Below are 16,052 nucleotides of genomic sequence, written 5' to 3'. Positions count from 1 at the left end.
GCACCCATCACTTCTTCCCTTCCTTGATCGCCTTCATCTTCTCGCGGAATGCCCGCGCCCAGCCCGGCTTCACCTGCTGCGCGGCCCGGGTGATCCCCAGCGCATTGGCCTCGACATCGCGGGTGACCACCGAACCGGCGCCCACGATCGCGCCGTCGCCGATGGTGACGGGTGCGACCAGGGCGCTGTTACTCCCTACAAAAGCGCCGTTACCGATCACCGTCCGGTACTTTAAAAATCCGTCATAATTGCAGGTGATCGTGCCCGCGCCGATATTGGCCCCCGCCCCCACCGTGGCGTCGCCGATATAGCTGAGGTGGTTTACCTTGGCGCCGGGGCCGATCTCGGCCTTCTTGATCTCGACGAAATTGCCGATCCTGGCGCCCTGCTCGATCCGCGCGCCGGGGCGCAGCCGCGCATAGGGACCGATCTCGGCGCCCGACAGAATCTCGGCACCCTCGATATGGCAAAAGGCGCGGATGGTGACGCGGTCGGCGACCGTCACGCCAGGGCCGAACACGACATCGGGCTCGATCGTCACGTCACGGCCGATCCGGGTGTCATAGGCGAACCACACCGTCTTCGGCGCAATCAGCGTGGCGCCTTCTGCCATGGCGCGGGCCCGGCGGCGCTGCTGCCATGCCTTTTCGAGCCCGGCGAGCTCGGCGCGGCTGTTGACGCCGGCCACTTCGATCGCGTCGGTCTCGACGCCGACCGAGAAGCGGCCCTCCCGGGCGGCGAGCTCGACCAGGTCGGTGAGGTAGAATTCGCCGGCGGCATTGTCGCTCTTGAGCTGGGCGAGCAGGCGGAACAGGTCGGACGAACGCACCGCCATCAGGCCCGAATTGCAAAGGGTTACCGCGCGCTCTTCCGGGCTCGCGTCCTTGTATTCGACGATCTTTTCCAGCCGGCCATCGGCGCCGACGATCACCCGGCCATAGGCGCCGGGATCCGCGGGGCGGAAGCCGAGCACCACCACGCTGGGGCCGCCCGCACCGTGCAGCGCGTCGAGCATGCGGCGCATCGTCTCGGGCGTGACCAGGGGCACGTCGCCATAGAGGATCAGCACGTCGCCGGTAAAGTCAGCGAGCACCTGCTCCGCCATGCGCACGGCATGGCCGGTACCGAGCTGCTCGGCCTGCTCCGCGGTCTCGACGCCGAGCGGATGGACCGCGGCCTCGACCTGCTCGCGCCCCGCGCCGACCACCACGACTTCACGCTCGGCGCCCAGTGCCTTCACGCTGTCGATCAAATGGAGCAGCATCGGCCGTCCGGCAATGGGATGGAGCACCTTGTGGGTGTCGGACTTCATCCGCGTGCCCTTGCCGGCCGCGAGGATGATTGCTGCGATCGGTGCGGTCATCGGTCCTCCGTTAGGCCCAGTCCCCTGCCATGATACGCTTGCCAATTCCATAGCTCCGCTGGCAGGCAGCACCGCGATGGCTGATTTCCCCTTCGATATCGTCGGTTTCGACCTGGATGGCACGCTGATCGACACCAGTGCGGACCTGCTGGGCGCGACCAACTATGCACTCGGCCTGGCCGGGCGGCCGCTGCTCGACAGGGCGGCAGTGGCGACGATGGTCGGGCGCGGCGCCAAGCACATGCTGGAGCAGGCGCTGGCGGCATCGGGCGGCTATGACGACGCACTGATGGAATGGCTCCACCCGACGCTCCTCGACTGGTATCGCGACCATCTCACCGACCATTCACGCCCCTTCCCCGGCATGATCGAAGCGCTGGACGTGCTGGCGGCCAAAGGCGTGACGCTGGGAATCGCCACCAACAAGCGCGAGGATCTGGCGGTTAAGCTGATCGAGGAACTGGGGCTGAGCGCGCGGTTCGCAGCGATCATCGGCGGCGATACGATGGGCAAGGGCAATGCCAAGCCCTCCGCCCTGCCGATCCAGGAGATGATCCGGCGCTGCGGCGGCGGGCGCGCGGCGTTCGTGGGCGATTCGATCTATGACACGCTGGCGGCGGGGAATGCCGGAGTGCCGAGCGTGGCAGTCAGCTTCGGGTTCCTGTCGCAGCCGATCGAGGAGCTGGGGGCGGATGCGGTGATCGACAGCTTTGCCGAGCTGGTGCCGGCGCTGGAGCGGCTGGGGGTTTCCTCTCCCGCTTAACCGCCGTCATCCCCGCGAAGGCGGGGATCCAGGATTACTCTGCCCGGTCGGTCCTTCTTGGCTCTGGATCCCCGCCTTCGCGGGGATGACGAGAAAAGGGGGGATGACGAATCAAGGGTTCTTCAGCTGGTGGAGCAGTACGGCATTGCCTTCGCTGTCGAGGATCACGCGCATCCGGCAGACGGGCGAATGGATCATGTCGGTCTTGAAGGTGACGCCCTTCGCTTCGAGATCGGCGCAGAGCGCGTCGAGATCCTCGACTTCGAAGGCAATCGTGCCGCCGGAATCGGCGGAAGGCTTGTTGCCGGTGACCGTGGTGAGCCCGAGGCAGCCGCCGCCGGGGAGATCGAACTCGATCCAGGGAATGCCCTCCGGCGCACGGCTGGGGGGCAGGCCCAGAATGTGCTCGTAGAAATTACGGGCCCGGGCGAGGTCGATGACCGGATACATGGTGAAGGCGACCTTGCGGAACATCGAACTACCCCTGCTGAACACCCGCCACGATAGCCACGCATCTCCTACAAAACAAGAATTTGTTCTCGTTATGTATCATGTCGTTAGCCGACCGGGCGATAGCCCTTGCGGTATTTGGTCCACAGGTGGCGCGCCAGCATCAGCGGCGGCATGCGCAGCCAGTGGCTCCGCACATAGAAGCCGAGCCGGGTAAGCCTGGCGGTCTGTCGACCCCAGCCGTTACGGGCAGTGAGGCGGCGGAGATAGAGGCGGTCGAGGGCGGTGCGGCCCTGCCATTCGGAGGGGATTTCGGTGCCGTACAGGGCGTGGCTGAGGCGGGCGGCCTGGGCCATTTCGCGGTGCAGGCCGTGGTGGCGGGCGCGGTCCGCCAGTCCCTCGGCGCTTCCATCCTGTAGCAGACAGTGAATATCCCAAAGGTTGCGCATGCCGCCGGCCAGGTCGCCGTCCGCCAGGAGGTGGGCGGCGGCGTGGACCAGCATGTCCGGACGCGAAAGGTTGCACAGTCCGTTTCCAAGCGGCTCGCTGGCGGCGAGCAGCCCCTCTGCGTCGGGACGGATTCGAGCGGTCAGCGGCAGGATGGTATGGTGCACGTCGATCATGCGGTCGCGCTCGCGGTGGATGAGCGGCGGCAGCTCGTGCATCCAGCGGCGGTAATAGGCGTCGTCATAGGGATCGGGCTTCACCCATTCCCAGCCCGCGGCGATGAGCGCGACTTCGACCTCGTCGATCCGGTCACGGGGCACGAGGATATCGAGATCGCCGATATTGCGGCCGACCGAGGGCGACAGCCCGGCTGCGGCGAAGGCGGTGCCCTTGAGGAGGACCACGGGCACGTCCAGCGGCGCGAGCGCACGCCTCGCCATCTCGGCTTCCCAGAGCGCTGCCTGGCGGACCTGCTCGGACGAGGCGATGGCATCGTCGACCAGGTGCTGGACCGGGGGCGGGAGCGCCAGGCCGTCCAGACGGTGGGCGAGCGTTCCGGCCATCTGCTCCGCCCGGCCGACGGCGAACAACTCCGTCCACTCGGCGGGAGTGAAGCCGAGCGCGGTTTCCGGCGCACGCAGGACGTTGGCGAGGCGCCAGCCGAGGCTCATGCGAGCGCTTCCACAAGCGCGATGCCAGCATCGGTGTCCGGATAGTCTATTGCGCGCGCCGGGACCGAGCGGACGAGCCGGGTGAGCGCGTCGAAGCCGCGCTCGGCCAGGTGGACATAGTTTGTCGAGGATTGGGTGAGGCGCACGAACGCTTCGCTGGGCTGGACCGGGCGCTCCGCTGCTTCGAAGCCGAAGCGGGGAAAGAGCAGCAACGCCGGCTCGGCAGGCTCGGCCATCGCGGCGATGGCGCGGGCATCGGGGACGAGGTGGCGGATATCGCCCTTGGGGGTGCCGGCGAGCAGCGGGCCGAAGCGGCCTGTCGGGTGCGCCGCCTGGGCGACGGCGATCGCTTCGTTCTTCAGGCTGATCAGGCGGGGAAAGGCGTGGGCGAGGCCGGTGGCGGGATCGATCAGCACGAACTCGTCGCCCATCAGCCGCCAGCCGCGCGCCATCAGCAGCGCCGCGAGGGTGGATTTGCCGGCGCCCGAGATGCCGGTCATCAGCACGGCCTTGCCGTCCCGTTCGACCGCGGAGGCGTGCAGCAGCAGATAGTGCCGCTGGGCGAGCGCCATCTGGAGGTTCATCCCCATCTCGGCGGCGAGCAGCCCCTGGGCGAGCGGCAGCGGCGCGGCATCCGGAATGGTGAAGTCGCCGCCGATATGGACGGACGGCCGGAGGAACCTGCGCCAGGGGCGTGCGGCGAAGAGGTGGACGTTGAAGTCCGGGATCTCGGGCTTTGGATAGTCTCGGTAAAGGTCTTCGAGCTGGGCGACGGGCGCGCGCCAGTGACTGCCGATGCGGAAGCCTGCGGGGCCGATCTGGAGATGGGTGACGTGCCTCACAGCCGCTCCACCAGTCCGGCGGCGACCAGCTCGTCGAGACGGACGGCGAGCGCCATGGGGTCGGCGTCGATCAGATCATAGCGGTCGCCAAGGCGTGCGAGCAGTTGGTCGACGGTGAGCTGGTCGGCGGCGAGCGCCTCCAGCATCTCGGGCACCGGCGCGTCGACGACATGGGTGATGCCCGAGGCGCGGTGGTAGATCAGGGTGAGCGCGTCGAGCGGGACGATCCGCAGGATTTCGGGCGGCGCGGCGCGGTAGCGGGTCATTTTGAGTCACGCGAAGGCGCGAAGGCGCGAAAGGAAGAGGGAAGAAGGGGTTTCGCGCGGAGGCGCGGAGAACGCGGAGGGGTCGGACGCGCGGCCAGCCCAAGCGCCGCATCAGCGGCGGGCATTTTGGAGACGTTCGGATCGAGCGCACCGCTGGCGCGGCGCGATACGTCTCTGCGCTCTCTGCGCCTCCGCGCGAACAAAATCTTCTTCTTCCTCGCGCCTTCGCGTCGTTGCGCGAGCCAATCCGCCACGGCGTTCAGCCGCGCGGCATCTGCAGCGAGGCGAAGCAGGTGAAGCCGCTGGTGCCCGATTGCAGGCGGCGGATGTAATTGGTGTAGGCGCGGCTCTGTTCGTAGGTCGTGCCCGGCAAAGTGCCGCCGTTGAGCGCGTTCTTCACGTCCTGCGCCTTGAACGGTGTGCCCGCCGCGGGAAAGGCGCCTTGGGTGCCGGCCGGAACGAGCTTGCCGTCGGCCGCGACATATTGGCCGGCGCGGCCCGGATCGGGGACGGGGATCTCGCAGTTCATCACCGAGGCGCTGGTCTGCGCCAGCGCCGGGCGGATCGAGACGATCGCCGAAGCGCTCGCCGCGCCCAGCATCAGCGCGCGACGGCTTGCGTTCGGTCCCTGATTTTCGTCTGCCATAGTGTCTTCTCCTGCGCCCTGCCCTCTTTCGCAATCGTAAATCGACGGCGCGATGCTTCCCCCTTCGTCAAGAAGCAGGCGAGCGACGGGACAATGGCGGGGTGACGAACCCGCGAGCGCCCCCTAGAAGGGCGCCGAATGGCCCATTTTTCCGGCATAAAGGCGCTGCTGGCGCTCGGTATCGTGGCTGCGGGCGCGCTGGTCGGGCTGTTGCTGAGCGGCGACGTGCAGATCAGCCTGGTCATGCTGGTGTGCGGGGTGGCCGCGGTGCTCGCCGCCACGGCCAGCGCCGATGCGATCGGACCGCTCGACACCGCCCCCGCCGTTGCCGAGGGACCGGGCATCGCCGAGATACTGGGCGCGATCGACGAGCCGATGCTGCTGATCGCAGACCGCCGCGTGATCGCCGCCAATGGCCCGGCGCGCACGCTGCTGGGCGAGCATATATTGGGCGAGGACGTGCGCGTGGCGATCCGCCACCCCGCCGCGGCCGAGCGGCTGCTCAACCCCGGCGACGAAGTGCCGGCGGCGCCGATCCACCTGGTCGGCCTGGGCACGCGCGACCAGCGCTGGGAAATGCAGGTGAAGACGCTGAGCGACGGGCGCCGCATCGTCCATCTGAGCGACCATACCGGCAGCTATGCCACCGACCGCATCCGCGTCGACTTCGTCGCCAATGCCAGCCACGAGCTGCGCACCCCGCTCGCCTCGCTGCTCGGCTATGTCGAGACGCTGGAGGATGGCGCGGGCGACGATCCGGAGCTGCGCGCGCGCTTCCTCAAGATCATGCACGGCGAGGCGCGGCGGATGCAGCGGCTGATCGACGACCTGATCTCGCTCAGCCGCATCGAGGCCGAGAAATATCGCGCGCCGGACCATCCGGTGGCGCTGGACGAGCTGATCGACGAAGTGTGCCTGGAGCTTTCGGGCGTGCCGCGCGCGGCGGACGTGGTCACCGAGGTCGGCGAGACGCTGCCAGTGCGCGGCGACGCCTCGCAATTGAGCCAGCTGCTCCACAACGTCATCGGCAATGCGATGAAATATGGCCGCGAGGGCACGCCGATCCTGGTCAGCCTGGCGCCTGAGGGCGACACGATGGTGCGCCTGAGCGTGACCGATCAGGGCGAAGGCATCGCGCCCGAGCATCTGCCGCGCCTGACCGAGCGCTTCTACCGTGTCGATTCGGGGCGCAGCCGCTCGCTGGGCGGCACCGGCCTGGGGCTGTCGATCGTCAAGCACGTCGTCGAACGGCACCGCGGACAGTTCGACATCACCAGCGCGGTGGGCAAGGGCTCGACCGTGTCCATCCTGCTTCCCGTGCACGCTGTCATAAAGACGTAACCGTGCTGCAACAGAGCCGGGGCGACCGCAGGGCGATTCTCGCCCCGCTGACTTGTTCCCGCAGGAGACACGCGATTTTCGGCAGGCTGGCACTCGTGGCGACTGCGCTGACGCTGACTGCCTGCAACGGCAACAGCGCGCGCGAGATCCGCGTCGTCGGCTCGTCGACCGTCTATCCCTTCACCACCGCCGTGGCCGAGGCCTTCGTCAACCAGGGCAGCGGGCACCGCGCGCCGGTGGTGGAATCGATCGGTACCGGCGCGGGGCTCAAGCGCTTCTGCGAAGGCGTGGGCTGGCAGTTCCCCGACATCGCCAACGCATCGCGCCGGATCAAGAAGAGCGAATATGCCGAGTGCCAGCGCAACCAGGTCGGCGAGATCATGGAAGTGCAGATCGGCATCGACGGCGTGGCGCTGGCCGAGGCGAACAAGGGCCCGAAGCTGACGCTGACCAAGAAGGACGTCTATCTGGCGCTGGCCGCGCACCCGTTCGGCAAGGACAGCAATCCGGCGCGGACCTGGCGCGACGTGAACCCGTCCCTCCCCGCCATCCCGATCCAGGTGATGGGGCCGCCCTCGACCAGCGGCACGCGCGACGCGCTGGTCGAGCTGGTGCTCGAGCCGGGCTGTGCCGAGGCCGATCCGGCGGTGCATGCGATGAAGGGGGCGAAGGACACCAGCCCCTATGACAATCGCTGCAAGCGCATCCGCGACGACGGGCCCTATATCGACAAGGGCGAGAACGATAATCTGATCGTCCAGGGGCTGGCGCAGAACCCCAATGCGATCGGCGTGTTCGGCTATTCCTATCTCGAGGAGAATGCCGACCGGCTGCACGGCGTGCCGATCGACGGCGTGGCGCCCAGTTATGCGACGATCTCCAGCGGCGCCTATCCAGGCGCGCGGCCGCTGTTCCTCTATGTGAAGAAGCGCCATCTGCGCGCAGTGCCGGGGCTGGCCGACTTCCTGAAGCTGTACGGCACGATGTGGAACCCCGGCGGCAAGCTGAGCCGGCGCGGGCTGATCGCGGCGCCCGACGCAGTGCGCGCGCATTCGCAGGACATCCTGGCGCAGCGCATCGCGCTCGATCCGGCCGGGCTGCACTGATGCACCCGCTGGCGCTGCTCTTCCTGATCGCAGGGCTCGGCCTGATCGGCTGGCTGACCGGGCGCGCGCGTGCGTTGCGGATCGATCGCGGCGGGGCGAAGCGGCTGCACTCCTTGCCCTCGCAGCATGGCTGGTACGTCGCGACCTGGGCAGTGCTGCCTGCGCTGCTGTTCGTCGCGGTCTGGGCCTCGCTCTCGCCCGGCCTGGTGCAAAGCGCGGTGCTCCAGCATCCCGCCGCGGCGCAGCTGCCGCAGTTTGAATTCGAGCGCGACGCGCTGCTCGCCGAAGCCAAGCGGGTGGCCGACGATCCAGTCGCCAAGGCCTATGACCCGCTCGCGCAAGCGCTCGCCGCGCCGACCCGCGCCGCCGAGCGCCGCTACAACTGGATGGGCGGCAGCATCGCGATTCTGCTCGCCTTTGCCTGCGGGCTGTTCGCCTGGTCGCGCGTGCGCGCGCAGCTAAAGGCACGCAGCCAGGTCGAGCGGATCGTCATGACCATGCTGCTGGTCGCCTCGCTGATCGCGATCCTGACCACGCTCGGCATCTTCCTGTCGCTATTGTGGGAATCGCTGCGCTTCTTCGAGCAGGTGTCGATCACCGACTTCCTGTTCGGCACGCACTGGAGCCCGCAGGTGATCGACGCGGTGCATCCCGGCAAGTCGCTGGGCGCGGTGCCCTTGTTCTGGGGCACCTTCTTCATCGGCGCGGTGATCGCGATGCTGGTCGCGATCCCGTTCGGGCTGATGAGCGCGATCTACCTGACCCAATATGCAGCGCCGCGGGTGCGCCGGTGGATGAAGCCGACGCTGGAGATGCTCGCGGGCGTGCCGACCGTGGTCTATGGCTATTTCGCCGCGCTGACCGTGGCGCCGGCGGTGCGCGACTTCGCGGTGATGCTGGGCATGCCCTTCGCTTCGTCCGAGAGCGCGCTGGCGGCGGGGCTGGTGATGGGGGTGATGATCATCCCCTTCGTCTCCTCGATGGCCGATGACTCCATCGCGGCGGTGCCGGCGGCGATGCGCGACGGCAGCCTGGCGATGGGCGCGACGCACAGCGAGACGATCTCGCGGGTGCTGCTGCCCGCCGCGCTGCCGGGCGTGGTGGCGGGGGTGCTGCTCGCCGTCTCCAGAGCGATCGGCGAGACGATGATCGTGGTGATGGCCGCCAGCGGCGCCGCGACGATCACGCTCAACCCCTTCGAGAGCGCGACCACCGTCACCAAGCAGATCGTCGACCTGCTGACCGGCGAGGCCGAGTTCGACAGCCCGAAGACGCTTGCCGCCTTCGCGCTGGGGCTGACGCTGTTCGTGATCACGCTGCTGCTCAACATCGTCGCGCTGCGCGTCGTGAAGAAATACCGGGAGGCGTATGAATAAGCCCGCTGCTCCCGCGCGCGCGCCGACGGACTGGAAGGCCGAGGCGATGCAGAAGCGCATCCGCCGTCGCTATGCGGCCGAGCGGCGCTTCCGCATGTTCGGCATGCTGGCGGTGATCCTCTCCGCCGCGTTCCTGGCCTTCCTGCTGTTCACGATGGTCGCCAATGGCTGGCGCGGCTTCACCCGCACCGAGATCGCGCTGCCGCTCGACTTCCCGGCCATGGCGATGAAGATCGACCCGGCGCAGCTTTCGACGCCGGGCGCGAACCTGGCGCTGGCGAGCGCGGAGCTGGAGGACAAGGTCGCCAATGCAGCACTCGCCGCTTACGGGCCGCAGGGCGTGCCGGTGCTGTCCGACGCCGCCTGGCTCAAGGCACGCGAGGCGCTGAAGGCCGATCCCTCGCTGCTCGGCCGCCGCACGACCCTGTGGGTGCCGGCATCGACCCAGATCGAGCAGGGGCTGCGCGGCAACGACGCCGCCGCGGCGCCGCTCGCGAAGAAGCTGGAGGGCGCGGGCAAGCTGCGCACCGGGTTCAATGCCGCCTTCTTCCATGAATCGGATTCGACCGATCCGGTCGCGGTGGGCATCTGGGGCGCACTCAAGGGTTCGCTGCTGACCATGGCGGTGACCTTCCTGATCGCCTTCCCGGTCGGCGTGCTCTCGGCGATCTATCTCGAGGAATATGCGCCCAAGAACCGCTGGACCGACCTGATCGAAGTCTCGATCAACAATCTGGCAGCGGTGCCCTCGATCATCTTCGGCCTGCTCGGCCTCGCGGTGTTCCTGGGCTCGTGGAGCCTGTTCGGGATGCGCGTGGGCCCGCTGCTGCCGCGCTCGGCCGCCTTGGTCGGCGGCGTGACGCTGGCGCTGATGATCATGCCGGTCATCGTCATCGCCAGCCGCAACGCGATCAAGAGCGTGCCGCCCTCGATCCGCGACGCCGCGCTCGGCATCGGTGCGAGCCGGATCCAGGTGGTGTTCCACCACGTCCTGCCGCTCGCCATGCCCGGCATCCTGACCGGCACGATCATCGGCATGGCGCGTGCCCTTGGCGAGACCGCGCCGCTGCTGCTGATCGGCATGCGCGCCTTCATCGTGACGCCGCCCGGCGGCTTCACCGATCCCGCCACCGTGCTGCCCGTCCAGATCTTCCTGTGGTCCGACGAAGTCAGCCGCGGCTTCGTCGAGAAGACCAGCGCCGCGATCATCGTGCTGCTGGTGTTCCTGCTCGCCATGAACGGGCTCGCCATCTATCTTCGCAACAAGTTCGAGACCCGCTGGTGATGACCGACGCTGCCCCCCTCCCCACCTCTGCGCACAAGATGTCGGCGCGGGGCGTGAGCGTCTCGTACAGCGACAAGCAGGCGATCCGCGACGTCTCGATCGATGTCGACATGGAGAATGTCACGGCGTTCATCGGCCCGTCGGGCTGCGGCAAGTCGACCTTCCTGCGCACGCTCAACCGGATGAACGACACCATCCCGAGCGCGCGGGTGACCGGCGACATCACGCTGGACGGCGAGGATATCTATTCCGCCGCCATGGATGTGGTGCAGCTGCGCGCCCGGGTCGGCATGGTCTTCCAGAAGCCGAACCCCTTCCCCAAGTCGATCTACGAGAACGTCGCCTACGGCCCGCGCATCCACGGCCTCGCCGCTTCCAAGGGCGCGATGGACGGGATCGTCGAGCAGTCGCTGCGCCGCGCGGGCCTGTGGGACGAAGTGAAGGACCGGCTGAGCGACAGCGGCACCGCGCTGTCGGGTGGCCAGCAGCAGCGCCTGTGCATCGCCCGCGCGATCGCCGTCGATCCCGAAGTTATCCTGATGGACGAGCCCTGCTCGGCGCTCGATCCGATCGCGACGGCCAAGATCGAGGAGCTGATCCACGAGCTCAAGGGCCGCTACGCCATCGTGATCGTCACGCACAACATGCAGCAGGCGGCGCGGGTCAGCCAGAAGACCGCCTTCTTCCATCTCGGCCAGCTGGTCGAATATGGCGACACCGACAATATCTTCACCGCGCCGAAGCAGGAGCGGACGAAGGACTACATCACCGGCCGGTACGGTTAGGATTGGGCACATGACGAGCAGCCAGGAACATACCGTCAAGGCCTTCGACCAGGATATCGGGCAGCTGCGCGCCCTGATCTCGCAGATGGGCGGGCTGGCCGAACAGGCGATCGAGGACGCGATGCTGGCGCTCCAGCGCGGCGACGCGAAGCTCGCGGGCGAAGTCCGGCTGAAGGACAAGCAGATCGACGCGATCGAGGCCGAGCTGGAGAAGCTCGTCGTCCGCGTGATCGCGCTGCGCGCCCCGATGGCGGACGATCTGCGCGAGGTCATCGCCGCGCTCAAGATCGCCGCGGTGGTCGAGCGGATCGGCGACTATGCCAAGAACATCGCCAAGCGCGTGCCGCTGATCCATGCCGAGGGCGAGGAGCGGATCGAAGTGGTCTCGATCCTGCCGGCGATGGGCCAGCTTGCCGCCGACATGGTCCACGACGTGCTCGACGCCTATTCGGCGCGCGATGCCGAGGCAGCGGTGCGGATCTGCAAGCGCGACAATGCGCTCGACGATTTCTACGATTCGATCTTCCGCACCCTGGTGACCCATATGGTCGAGAATTCGAAGACGATCAGCCAGGTGGCGCACCTGCTGTTCGTCGCCAAGAATCTGGAGAGGATTGGCGATCACGCCACCAACGTGGCCGAGATGGTCTATTTCGCGGCGACAGGCGATTACATGGCCGAGCGCGAGACCGGCGAAGCCGAGACGAACTGAGCGAATTGGGGAAGAACATGGCCCGCGTGAAAATGCTCCTGGTCGAAGACGATGCCGCGATTGCGGAGCTCGTCGCCTATCACTTCAAGCGCGAAGATTATGAGGTGAAGCACACCCCCGATGGCGAGGAAGCGCTGCTGCTTGCCAAGGAAGCGACGCCCGACATCGTGCTGCTCGACTGGATGGTCGAGGGGCTGAGCGGCATCGAGGTCTGCCGGCGCCTGCGCCGCATGCCCGAGACCGCGAACGTGCCGATCATCATGCTCACCGCGCGCGGCGAGGAAGAGGATCGGGTGCGCGGGCTGGAGACGGGTGCGGACGATTACGTCACCAAGCCCTTTTCCCCGCGCGAGCTGGTCGCCCGCGTCGGCGCGGTGCTGCGCCGCGTGCGCCCGGCGCTGGCCGGCGAGGCGCTGATCTATTCGGACATCGAGATGGACACGGTGGGCCACAAGGTCCGCCGCGGCGGCGAAGTGGTGCAGCTGGGGCCGACCGAATTCCGCCTGCTCAAGCATTTCCTCGAGCATCCGGGCTGGGTGTTCTCGCGCGAGCGGCTGCTCGACGCGGTATGGGGGCATGACAGCGACATCGAGAGCCGCACGGTGGACGTGCATATCCGGCGGCTGCGCAAGGCGATCAACCATGGCAACCGGCCGGACATCATTCGGACGGTGCGCTCGGCGGGCTATGCGCTGGATGCGGGGAACTAAGGCTTTTTAAGCCTGTCCCAGACCGTATTCCGTCATCCCCGCGAAGGAGTGGCAGAGCGGCGTCCTTCGTGACTCTGGATCCCCGCCTTCGCGGGGATGACGATCGTAGGTGGGCGGGTATCGCCTCCCACATGAACCCGATTTAACGAAACCAACCCCGGCCCTTCGCGTTGCTGGGTCCGGGCGTACCGAACGCGCCCGGTTCCCAGGAGAAAACCCCATGAAACTCCTTGCACTGGCCGCGGCCATGACGCTCGTCACCGGCGCCGCGCACGCGCAGACCTCGGCACAGAAGGCGGAAGCCCCGTCCAACAACGAAGCCAGCAAGCTGGGCGGCTATGCGCCCGCAGGCCCGCTGTTCAGCACCGGCACCACCCCGCCCCCGGGCACCCAGGTGATCTTCGTACCCAGCACCCAGACGCCGAGCCAGGCCTTTCCGCCGCCGGCGCCGAAGGATGCCTATCCGGTGTGCAAGCGCGGCCAGTTCGACGGCTGCCGCCAGCGCGGCGGCCGCTGAGCGCCGAAGCTCCCCGTTTTCGGGACCGAATGTGCCGGGCGCGCAACGTTTCGCCCGGCACATGCGTTTCGAGCGATGCGGGAGGGGACGGATTTGAGAGGAAGCACCGCATGAAGTTCATCTTGCTCGCATCGGCCCTGGCGCTTGGCGGCACTGCCTTTGCGCAGGACGTGCCCCAGACGGCACCGCAGACTGCACCGGCCCCGATGCCGCCTGCCCCGCCGACGGATACGCCGCCCCCGCCGCCTGCCCCCGACGCACCGCCGCCGCCGGCGACCACGCCGCCGCCCGCCGTGCCCGAGACGCCGGCTGCGCCGGATGCGGCGACCGCGCCGATGCCCCCTGCTCCCCCGCCCGCGCCCCAGGCTGCTCCAGCCCCGCCAGCACCTCCGGCTGCCGACGCGCCCATGCCTTCGGACCCGAAGAGCTATCCGCGCTGCTCGAAGACCATCAAGGATCATTGCCGCCAGTCGCGGTAAGGGGATTGCCGGCGGGCGCGCTTGCGTCCGCCGGTTCCTCGGCTAGGCTCCCGCGATCACTCCGGGAGCCTTTTTCATGACCATCGACTTCAAGGGCCGCGTCGCCATCGTCACCGGTGCCGGCGGCGGGTTGGGCCGCGGCTATGCGCTCGAGCTGGCAAAGCGCGGGGCCAGGGTGGTGGTCAACGACCTGGGCGGCGCGCGCGACGGCACCGGCCATTCGGACGCGGCATTGAAGGTGGTCGAGGAGATCGAGGCGCTGGGCGGCGAGGCGATCTCGAACGGCGGCAGCGTCACGGACTATGACCATATGGTCGCGATGGTCGAGACGGTGAAGGCGAAGTGGGGCCGGATCGACATCCTCATCAACAATGCCGGGGTGCTACGCGACAAGAGCTTCTCGAAGATGGAGCCCGAGGACTTCAAGTTCGTGGTGGACGTCCATCTGATCGGATCGGCGAACTGCACCAAGGCGGTGTGGGAGACGATGCGCGAACAGAATTACGGGCGCATCCTGATGACCGCCTCGTCCACCGGATTGTTCGGCAATTTCGGCCAGGCGAATTACGGCGCGGCCAAGCTCGGCCTGGCGGGGCTGACCAAGACGCTCTACCTGGAGGGCGCGAAATACGGGATCAAGGTCAACACGATCGCGCCCGTGGCCGGCACGCGGATGACCGAGGATCTGTTCCCCGAGGAAGCGTTCAAGGCCTTCGCGCCCGAGAATGTCGCGCCGGCGGCGCTGTTCCTCGTCTCTGAGGACGCGCCGACCAACCAGATCATCGGCGCGGGCGGCGGAGTGGTCCAGGCCGCCTATGTGACGCTTACCCAAGGCGCGAAGCTGGAGGCGCTGACGCCGGAGGCAGTGCAGGCGCAATGGGCGCAGATCGTGGATCGCACGGGCGAGATCGTGCCGGGATCGGGGGCCGAGCAGACGATGCTGATCCTGAGCAGGTTGCAGAAATCCTGACCACCCTCTTCTCCGTCATCCCCGCGCAGGCGGGGATCCAGAGCCAAACAGGACCGGTCGGGCCGAGTAACCCTGGATCCCCGCCTGCGCGGGGATGACGACGTTGCGTTTGGGCGGATGCGCCTTACCGTATTGCTTCACTAACACACGCATGATATACCCTCCCCCAACAGGAGGAGACTGCCATGTATAGCGAAAGCGATCTGGCCAGTGCCGTGGAAGCGGGGGCGCTTACCCCCGCTGCTGCGAATGCGCTGCGCAACTACGTCGCGGAGAGCCGGTCGGCGCCCGCGGTGGACGAAGAGCATTTCAAGCTGCTCACCGGCTTCAACGACATCTTCGTGGCGATTGCCGCCGCGCTGATCCTGGTCGCCGCGGGGCGCATCGGCGCCTATTTCGGCGAGATGCTGATCGGCATCGGGCCGGAGCCGCGCGTGGTGGGTGGCAACATGATCGGCGGGGGCTTCGCCGTGGCCGCGACCAGCTGGATGCTCGCCGAATATTTCACTGCCAAGCGCCGCATGGCGCTCCCCTCGATCCTGCTGCTGTTCGGCTTCATCGGCGGCGTGGCGGCGACGCTTTCGGGCATCTTCGCCGCGAACCTGCCCTGGATCGAGGAGCAGACGCATCTGGCGAGCGAAGCGCAGAAGCAGCAATTGGCCGGCGGCATCGCCGCGGTCGTCGGGCTGCTGACTGCCGCCGCGACCTTCATCCACTGGAAGCGCTTCATGGTTCCGATCACCGTGGCAGCCGGCGCGATGGTGATCGTCGGCATGGGCGTGGCGATCCTGCTCGCGCTGGTGCCCCAGGCCAAGGACTGGGTGAACGAGATGCTGCTCGTCGCGGGCGTGGCGATGTTCTTCTTCGCGATGCGCTGGGACATGAGCGACCTGGAGCGCCGCACCCGCCGCTCGGACGTCGCCTTCTGGCTCCACCTCGCCGCGGCGCCGCTGATCGCGCACCCGGTGTTCCACATGCTCGGCGTGTTCGACGGCGTGGTGACCGGCCCGGTCGCGGCGGTGGTGATCGCGCTCTACGTCGTCTTCGCCTTCGTGGCGCTGGCAGTGGACCGCCGCGCGCTGCTCGTCTCCAGCCTGATCTATGTGCTGTGGGCGATGTACGCGCTGTTCCAGGCGACCGGTGCGGTCGAGCTGGCGGCAGCGCTGACGGCGCTGGTGATCGGTTCGGCGCTGCTGCTGCTCTCCGCCTTCTGGCAGCCAGTACGCCGCATGGTCGTCGGTCTGCTCGGCGGGCTCGAGGAGCGGCTGCCGCCGACCCAGCTGGTTACCGCTTGACCCTTCCCGGCCGGGGACCTCGCGTTCC

Annotated in this window: 18 protein-coding genes; 12 read left to right on the top strand and 6 right to left on the bottom strand. The window is 67.8% G+C overall.

All coding sequences use genetic code 11. The features are described from left to right. Nucleotides 1-7 precede the first annotated feature (7 nt). Complete coding sequence (gene glmU, locus AC1RPL_RS12660; protein WP_493069650.1) at nucleotides 8-1,363, bottom strand: bifunctional UDP-N-acetylglucosamine diphosphorylase/glucosamine-1-phosphate N-acetyltransferase GlmU; 1,356 nt, start codon at nucleotides 1,361-1,363, stop codon at nucleotides 8-10. A 76-nt stretch (nucleotides 1,364-1,439) separates the two neighbouring features. Between glmU and AC1RPL_RS12655 the strand changes: the two genes are divergently transcribed. Continuing rightward, nucleotides 1,440-2,126: an HAD hydrolase-like protein gene (locus tag AC1RPL_RS12655; protein WP_493069649.1), complete on the top strand. Its 687-nt coding sequence runs from the start codon at nucleotides 1,440-1,442 to the stop codon at nucleotides 2,124-2,126. A gap of 111 nt (nucleotides 2,127-2,237) precedes the next feature. Here AC1RPL_RS12655 and AC1RPL_RS12650 read toward each other — a convergent pair whose 3' ends face one another. The 5 genes from AC1RPL_RS12650 to AC1RPL_RS12630 all read right to left on the bottom strand — a co-directional run bounded on the left by AC1RPL_RS12650 (nucleotide 2,238) and on the right by AC1RPL_RS12630 (nucleotide 5,448). Continuing rightward, nucleotides 2,238-2,600: a VOC family protein gene (locus AC1RPL_RS12650; RefSeq protein WP_493069648.1), complete on the bottom strand. Its 363-nt coding sequence runs from the start codon at nucleotides 2,598-2,600 to the stop codon at nucleotides 2,238-2,240. 83 nt (nucleotides 2,601-2,683) lie between these two features. Beyond that, nucleotides 2,684-3,694 carry a nucleotidyltransferase domain-containing protein gene (locus AC1RPL_RS12645; protein WP_493069647.1) on the bottom strand — a complete coding sequence of 337 codons (1,011 nt, stop codon included), beginning with the start codon at nucleotides 3,692-3,694 and terminating at the stop codon, nucleotides 2,684-2,686. After that, entirely contained in the window at nucleotides 3,691-4,536 is an 846-nt protein-coding gene (locus AC1RPL_RS12640) for an HprK-related kinase A (protein ID WP_493069646.1), read from the bottom strand. The genes AC1RPL_RS12645 and AC1RPL_RS12640 overlap by 4 nt, the downstream gene beginning before the upstream one ends. Next, nucleotides 4,533-4,802, bottom strand: a complete 270-nt coding sequence (locus tag AC1RPL_RS12635) for an HPr-rel-A system PqqD family peptide chaperone (RefSeq protein ID WP_493069645.1) — start codon at nucleotides 4,800-4,802, stop codon at nucleotides 4,533-4,535. The genes AC1RPL_RS12640 and AC1RPL_RS12635 overlap by 4 nt, the downstream gene beginning before the upstream one ends. 259 nt (nucleotides 4,803-5,061) lie before the next feature. Further along, nucleotides 5,062-5,448 (bottom strand): hypothetical protein, encoded by a 387-nt coding sequence (locus AC1RPL_RS12630; protein ID WP_493069644.1) that lies wholly within the window; start codon nucleotides 5,446-5,448, stop codon nucleotides 5,062-5,064. A 138-nt stretch (nucleotides 5,449-5,586) separates the two neighbouring features. Here AC1RPL_RS12630 and AC1RPL_RS12625 point away from each other — a divergent pair, with 138 nt between their 5' ends. The 11 genes from AC1RPL_RS12625 (at nucleotide 5,587) to AC1RPL_RS12575 (ending at nucleotide 16,024) form a co-directional block, all read left to right on the top strand. Beyond that, the gene (locus AC1RPL_RS12625; protein WP_493069643.1) at nucleotides 5,587-6,789 is read left to right on the top strand and encodes an ATP-binding protein; all 1,203 of its coding nucleotides are present in this window, start codon (nucleotides 5,587-5,589) and stop codon (nucleotides 6,787-6,789) included. A 95-nt stretch (nucleotides 6,790-6,884) separates the two neighbouring features. Continuing rightward, a complete protein-coding gene (locus AC1RPL_RS12620) occupies nucleotides 6,885-7,895 on the top strand; it encodes a PstS family phosphate ABC transporter substrate-binding protein (protein ID WP_493069642.1) in 1,011 nt (336 codons plus the stop codon). Continuing rightward, the gene (pstC, locus tag AC1RPL_RS12615; RefSeq protein WP_493069641.1) at nucleotides 7,895-9,271 is read left to right on the top strand and encodes a phosphate ABC transporter permease subunit PstC; all 1,377 of its coding nucleotides are present in this window, start codon (nucleotides 7,895-7,897) and stop codon (nucleotides 9,269-9,271) included. The genes AC1RPL_RS12620 and pstC overlap by 1 nt, the downstream gene beginning before the upstream one ends. Beyond that, nucleotides 9,264-10,556 (top strand): phosphate ABC transporter permease PstA, encoded by a 1,293-nt coding sequence (gene pstA, locus AC1RPL_RS12610; RefSeq protein WP_493069640.1) that lies wholly within the window; start codon nucleotides 9,264-9,266, stop codon nucleotides 10,554-10,556. The genes pstC and pstA overlap by 8 nt, the downstream gene beginning before the upstream one ends. Continuing rightward, nucleotides 10,556-11,341: a phosphate ABC transporter ATP-binding protein PstB gene (pstB, locus tag AC1RPL_RS12605; RefSeq protein ID WP_493069639.1), complete on the top strand. Its 786-nt coding sequence runs from the start codon at nucleotides 10,556-10,558 to the stop codon at nucleotides 11,339-11,341. The genes pstA and pstB overlap by 1 nt, the downstream gene beginning before the upstream one ends. Before the next feature lie 10 nt (nucleotides 11,342-11,351). Then, nucleotides 11,352-12,053, top strand: coding sequence for a phosphate signaling complex protein PhoU (gene phoU / locus AC1RPL_RS12600; RefSeq protein WP_493069638.1), 702 nt, complete (start codon nucleotides 11,352-11,354; stop codon nucleotides 12,051-12,053). A gap of 17 nt (nucleotides 12,054-12,070) precedes the next feature. Further along, complete coding sequence (gene phoB / locus AC1RPL_RS12595) at nucleotides 12,071-12,763, top strand: phosphate regulon transcriptional regulator PhoB (protein WP_348972644.1); 693 nt, start codon at nucleotides 12,071-12,073, stop codon at nucleotides 12,761-12,763. 220 nt (nucleotides 12,764-12,983) lie between these two features. Continuing rightward, complete coding sequence (locus AC1RPL_RS12590) at nucleotides 12,984-13,280, top strand: hypothetical protein (RefSeq protein ID WP_493069637.1); 297 nt, start codon at nucleotides 12,984-12,986, stop codon at nucleotides 13,278-13,280. A gap of 110 nt (nucleotides 13,281-13,390) precedes the next feature. Next, complete coding sequence (locus tag AC1RPL_RS12585; protein ID WP_493069636.1) at nucleotides 13,391-13,759, top strand: hypothetical protein; 369 nt, start codon at nucleotides 13,391-13,393, stop codon at nucleotides 13,757-13,759. Between the two features lie 76 nt (nucleotides 13,760-13,835). Beyond that, nucleotides 13,836-14,729: an SDR family NAD(P)-dependent oxidoreductase gene (locus tag AC1RPL_RS12580; RefSeq protein WP_493069635.1), complete on the top strand. Its 894-nt coding sequence runs from the start codon at nucleotides 13,836-13,838 to the stop codon at nucleotides 14,727-14,729. A 185-nt stretch (nucleotides 14,730-14,914) separates the two neighbouring features. Beyond that, entirely contained in the window at nucleotides 14,915-16,024 is a 1,110-nt protein-coding gene (locus AC1RPL_RS12575; protein ID WP_493069634.1) for a hypothetical protein, read from the top strand. Nucleotides 16,025-16,052 lie beyond the last annotated feature (28 nt).

It is taken from the genome of Sphingomonas sp. GW821-FHT12D09, assembly GCF_058807215.1.
The sequence above is the reverse complement of the archived record's forward strand: the minus strand, read 5'-3'. Positions and strand labels throughout refer to the sequence as shown.

Excerpts from the sequence above, each read along its gene's own strand:
- glmU (WP_493069650.1), bottom strand. The coding sequence starts at position 1,363 with ATGACCGCACCGATCGCAGCAATCATCCTCGCGGCCGGCAAGGGCACG.
- AC1RPL_RS12655 (WP_493069649.1), top strand. The coding sequence starts at position 1,440 with ATGGCTGATTTCCCCTTCGATATCGTCGGTTTCGACCTGGATGGCACG.
- AC1RPL_RS12650 (WP_493069648.1), bottom strand. The coding sequence starts at position 2,600 with ATGTTCCGCAAGGTCGCCTTCACCATGTATCCGGTCATCGACCTCGCC.
- AC1RPL_RS12645 (WP_493069647.1), bottom strand. The coding sequence starts at position 3,694 with ATGAGCCTCGGCTGGCGCCTCGCCAACGTCCTGCGTGCGCCGGAAACC.
- AC1RPL_RS12635 (WP_493069645.1), bottom strand. The coding sequence starts at position 4,802 with ATGACCCGCTACCGCGCCGCGCCGCCCGAAATCCTGCGGATCGTCCCG.
- AC1RPL_RS12630 (WP_493069644.1), bottom strand. The coding sequence starts at position 5,448 with ATGGCAGACGAAAATCAGGGACCGAACGCAAGCCGTCGCGCGCTGATG.
- AC1RPL_RS12625 (WP_493069643.1), top strand. The coding sequence starts at position 5,587 with ATGGCCCATTTTTCCGGCATAAAGGCGCTGCTGGCGCTCGGTATCGTG.
- pstC (WP_493069641.1), top strand. The coding sequence starts at position 7,895 with ATGCACCCGCTGGCGCTGCTCTTCCTGATCGCAGGGCTCGGCCTGATC.
- pstA (WP_493069640.1), top strand. The coding sequence starts at position 9,264 with ATGAATAAGCCCGCTGCTCCCGCGCGCGCGCCGACGGACTGGAAGGCC.
- pstB (WP_493069639.1), top strand. The coding sequence starts at position 10,556 with ATGACCGACGCTGCCCCCCTCCCCACCTCTGCGCACAAGATGTCGGCG.
- phoU (WP_493069638.1), top strand. The coding sequence starts at position 11,352 with ATGACGAGCAGCCAGGAACATACCGTCAAGGCCTTCGACCAGGATATC.
- phoB (WP_348972644.1), top strand. The coding sequence starts at position 12,071 with ATGGCCCGCGTGAAAATGCTCCTGGTCGAAGACGATGCCGCGATTGCG.
- AC1RPL_RS12590 (WP_493069637.1), top strand. The coding sequence starts at position 12,984 with ATGAAACTCCTTGCACTGGCCGCGGCCATGACGCTCGTCACCGGCGCC.
- AC1RPL_RS12585 (WP_493069636.1), top strand. The coding sequence starts at position 13,391 with ATGAAGTTCATCTTGCTCGCATCGGCCCTGGCGCTTGGCGGCACTGCC.
- AC1RPL_RS12580 (WP_493069635.1), top strand. The coding sequence starts at position 13,836 with ATGACCATCGACTTCAAGGGCCGCGTCGCCATCGTCACCGGTGCCGGC.
- AC1RPL_RS12575 (WP_493069634.1), top strand. The coding sequence starts at position 14,915 with ATGTATAGCGAAAGCGATCTGGCCAGTGCCGTGGAAGCGGGGGCGCTT.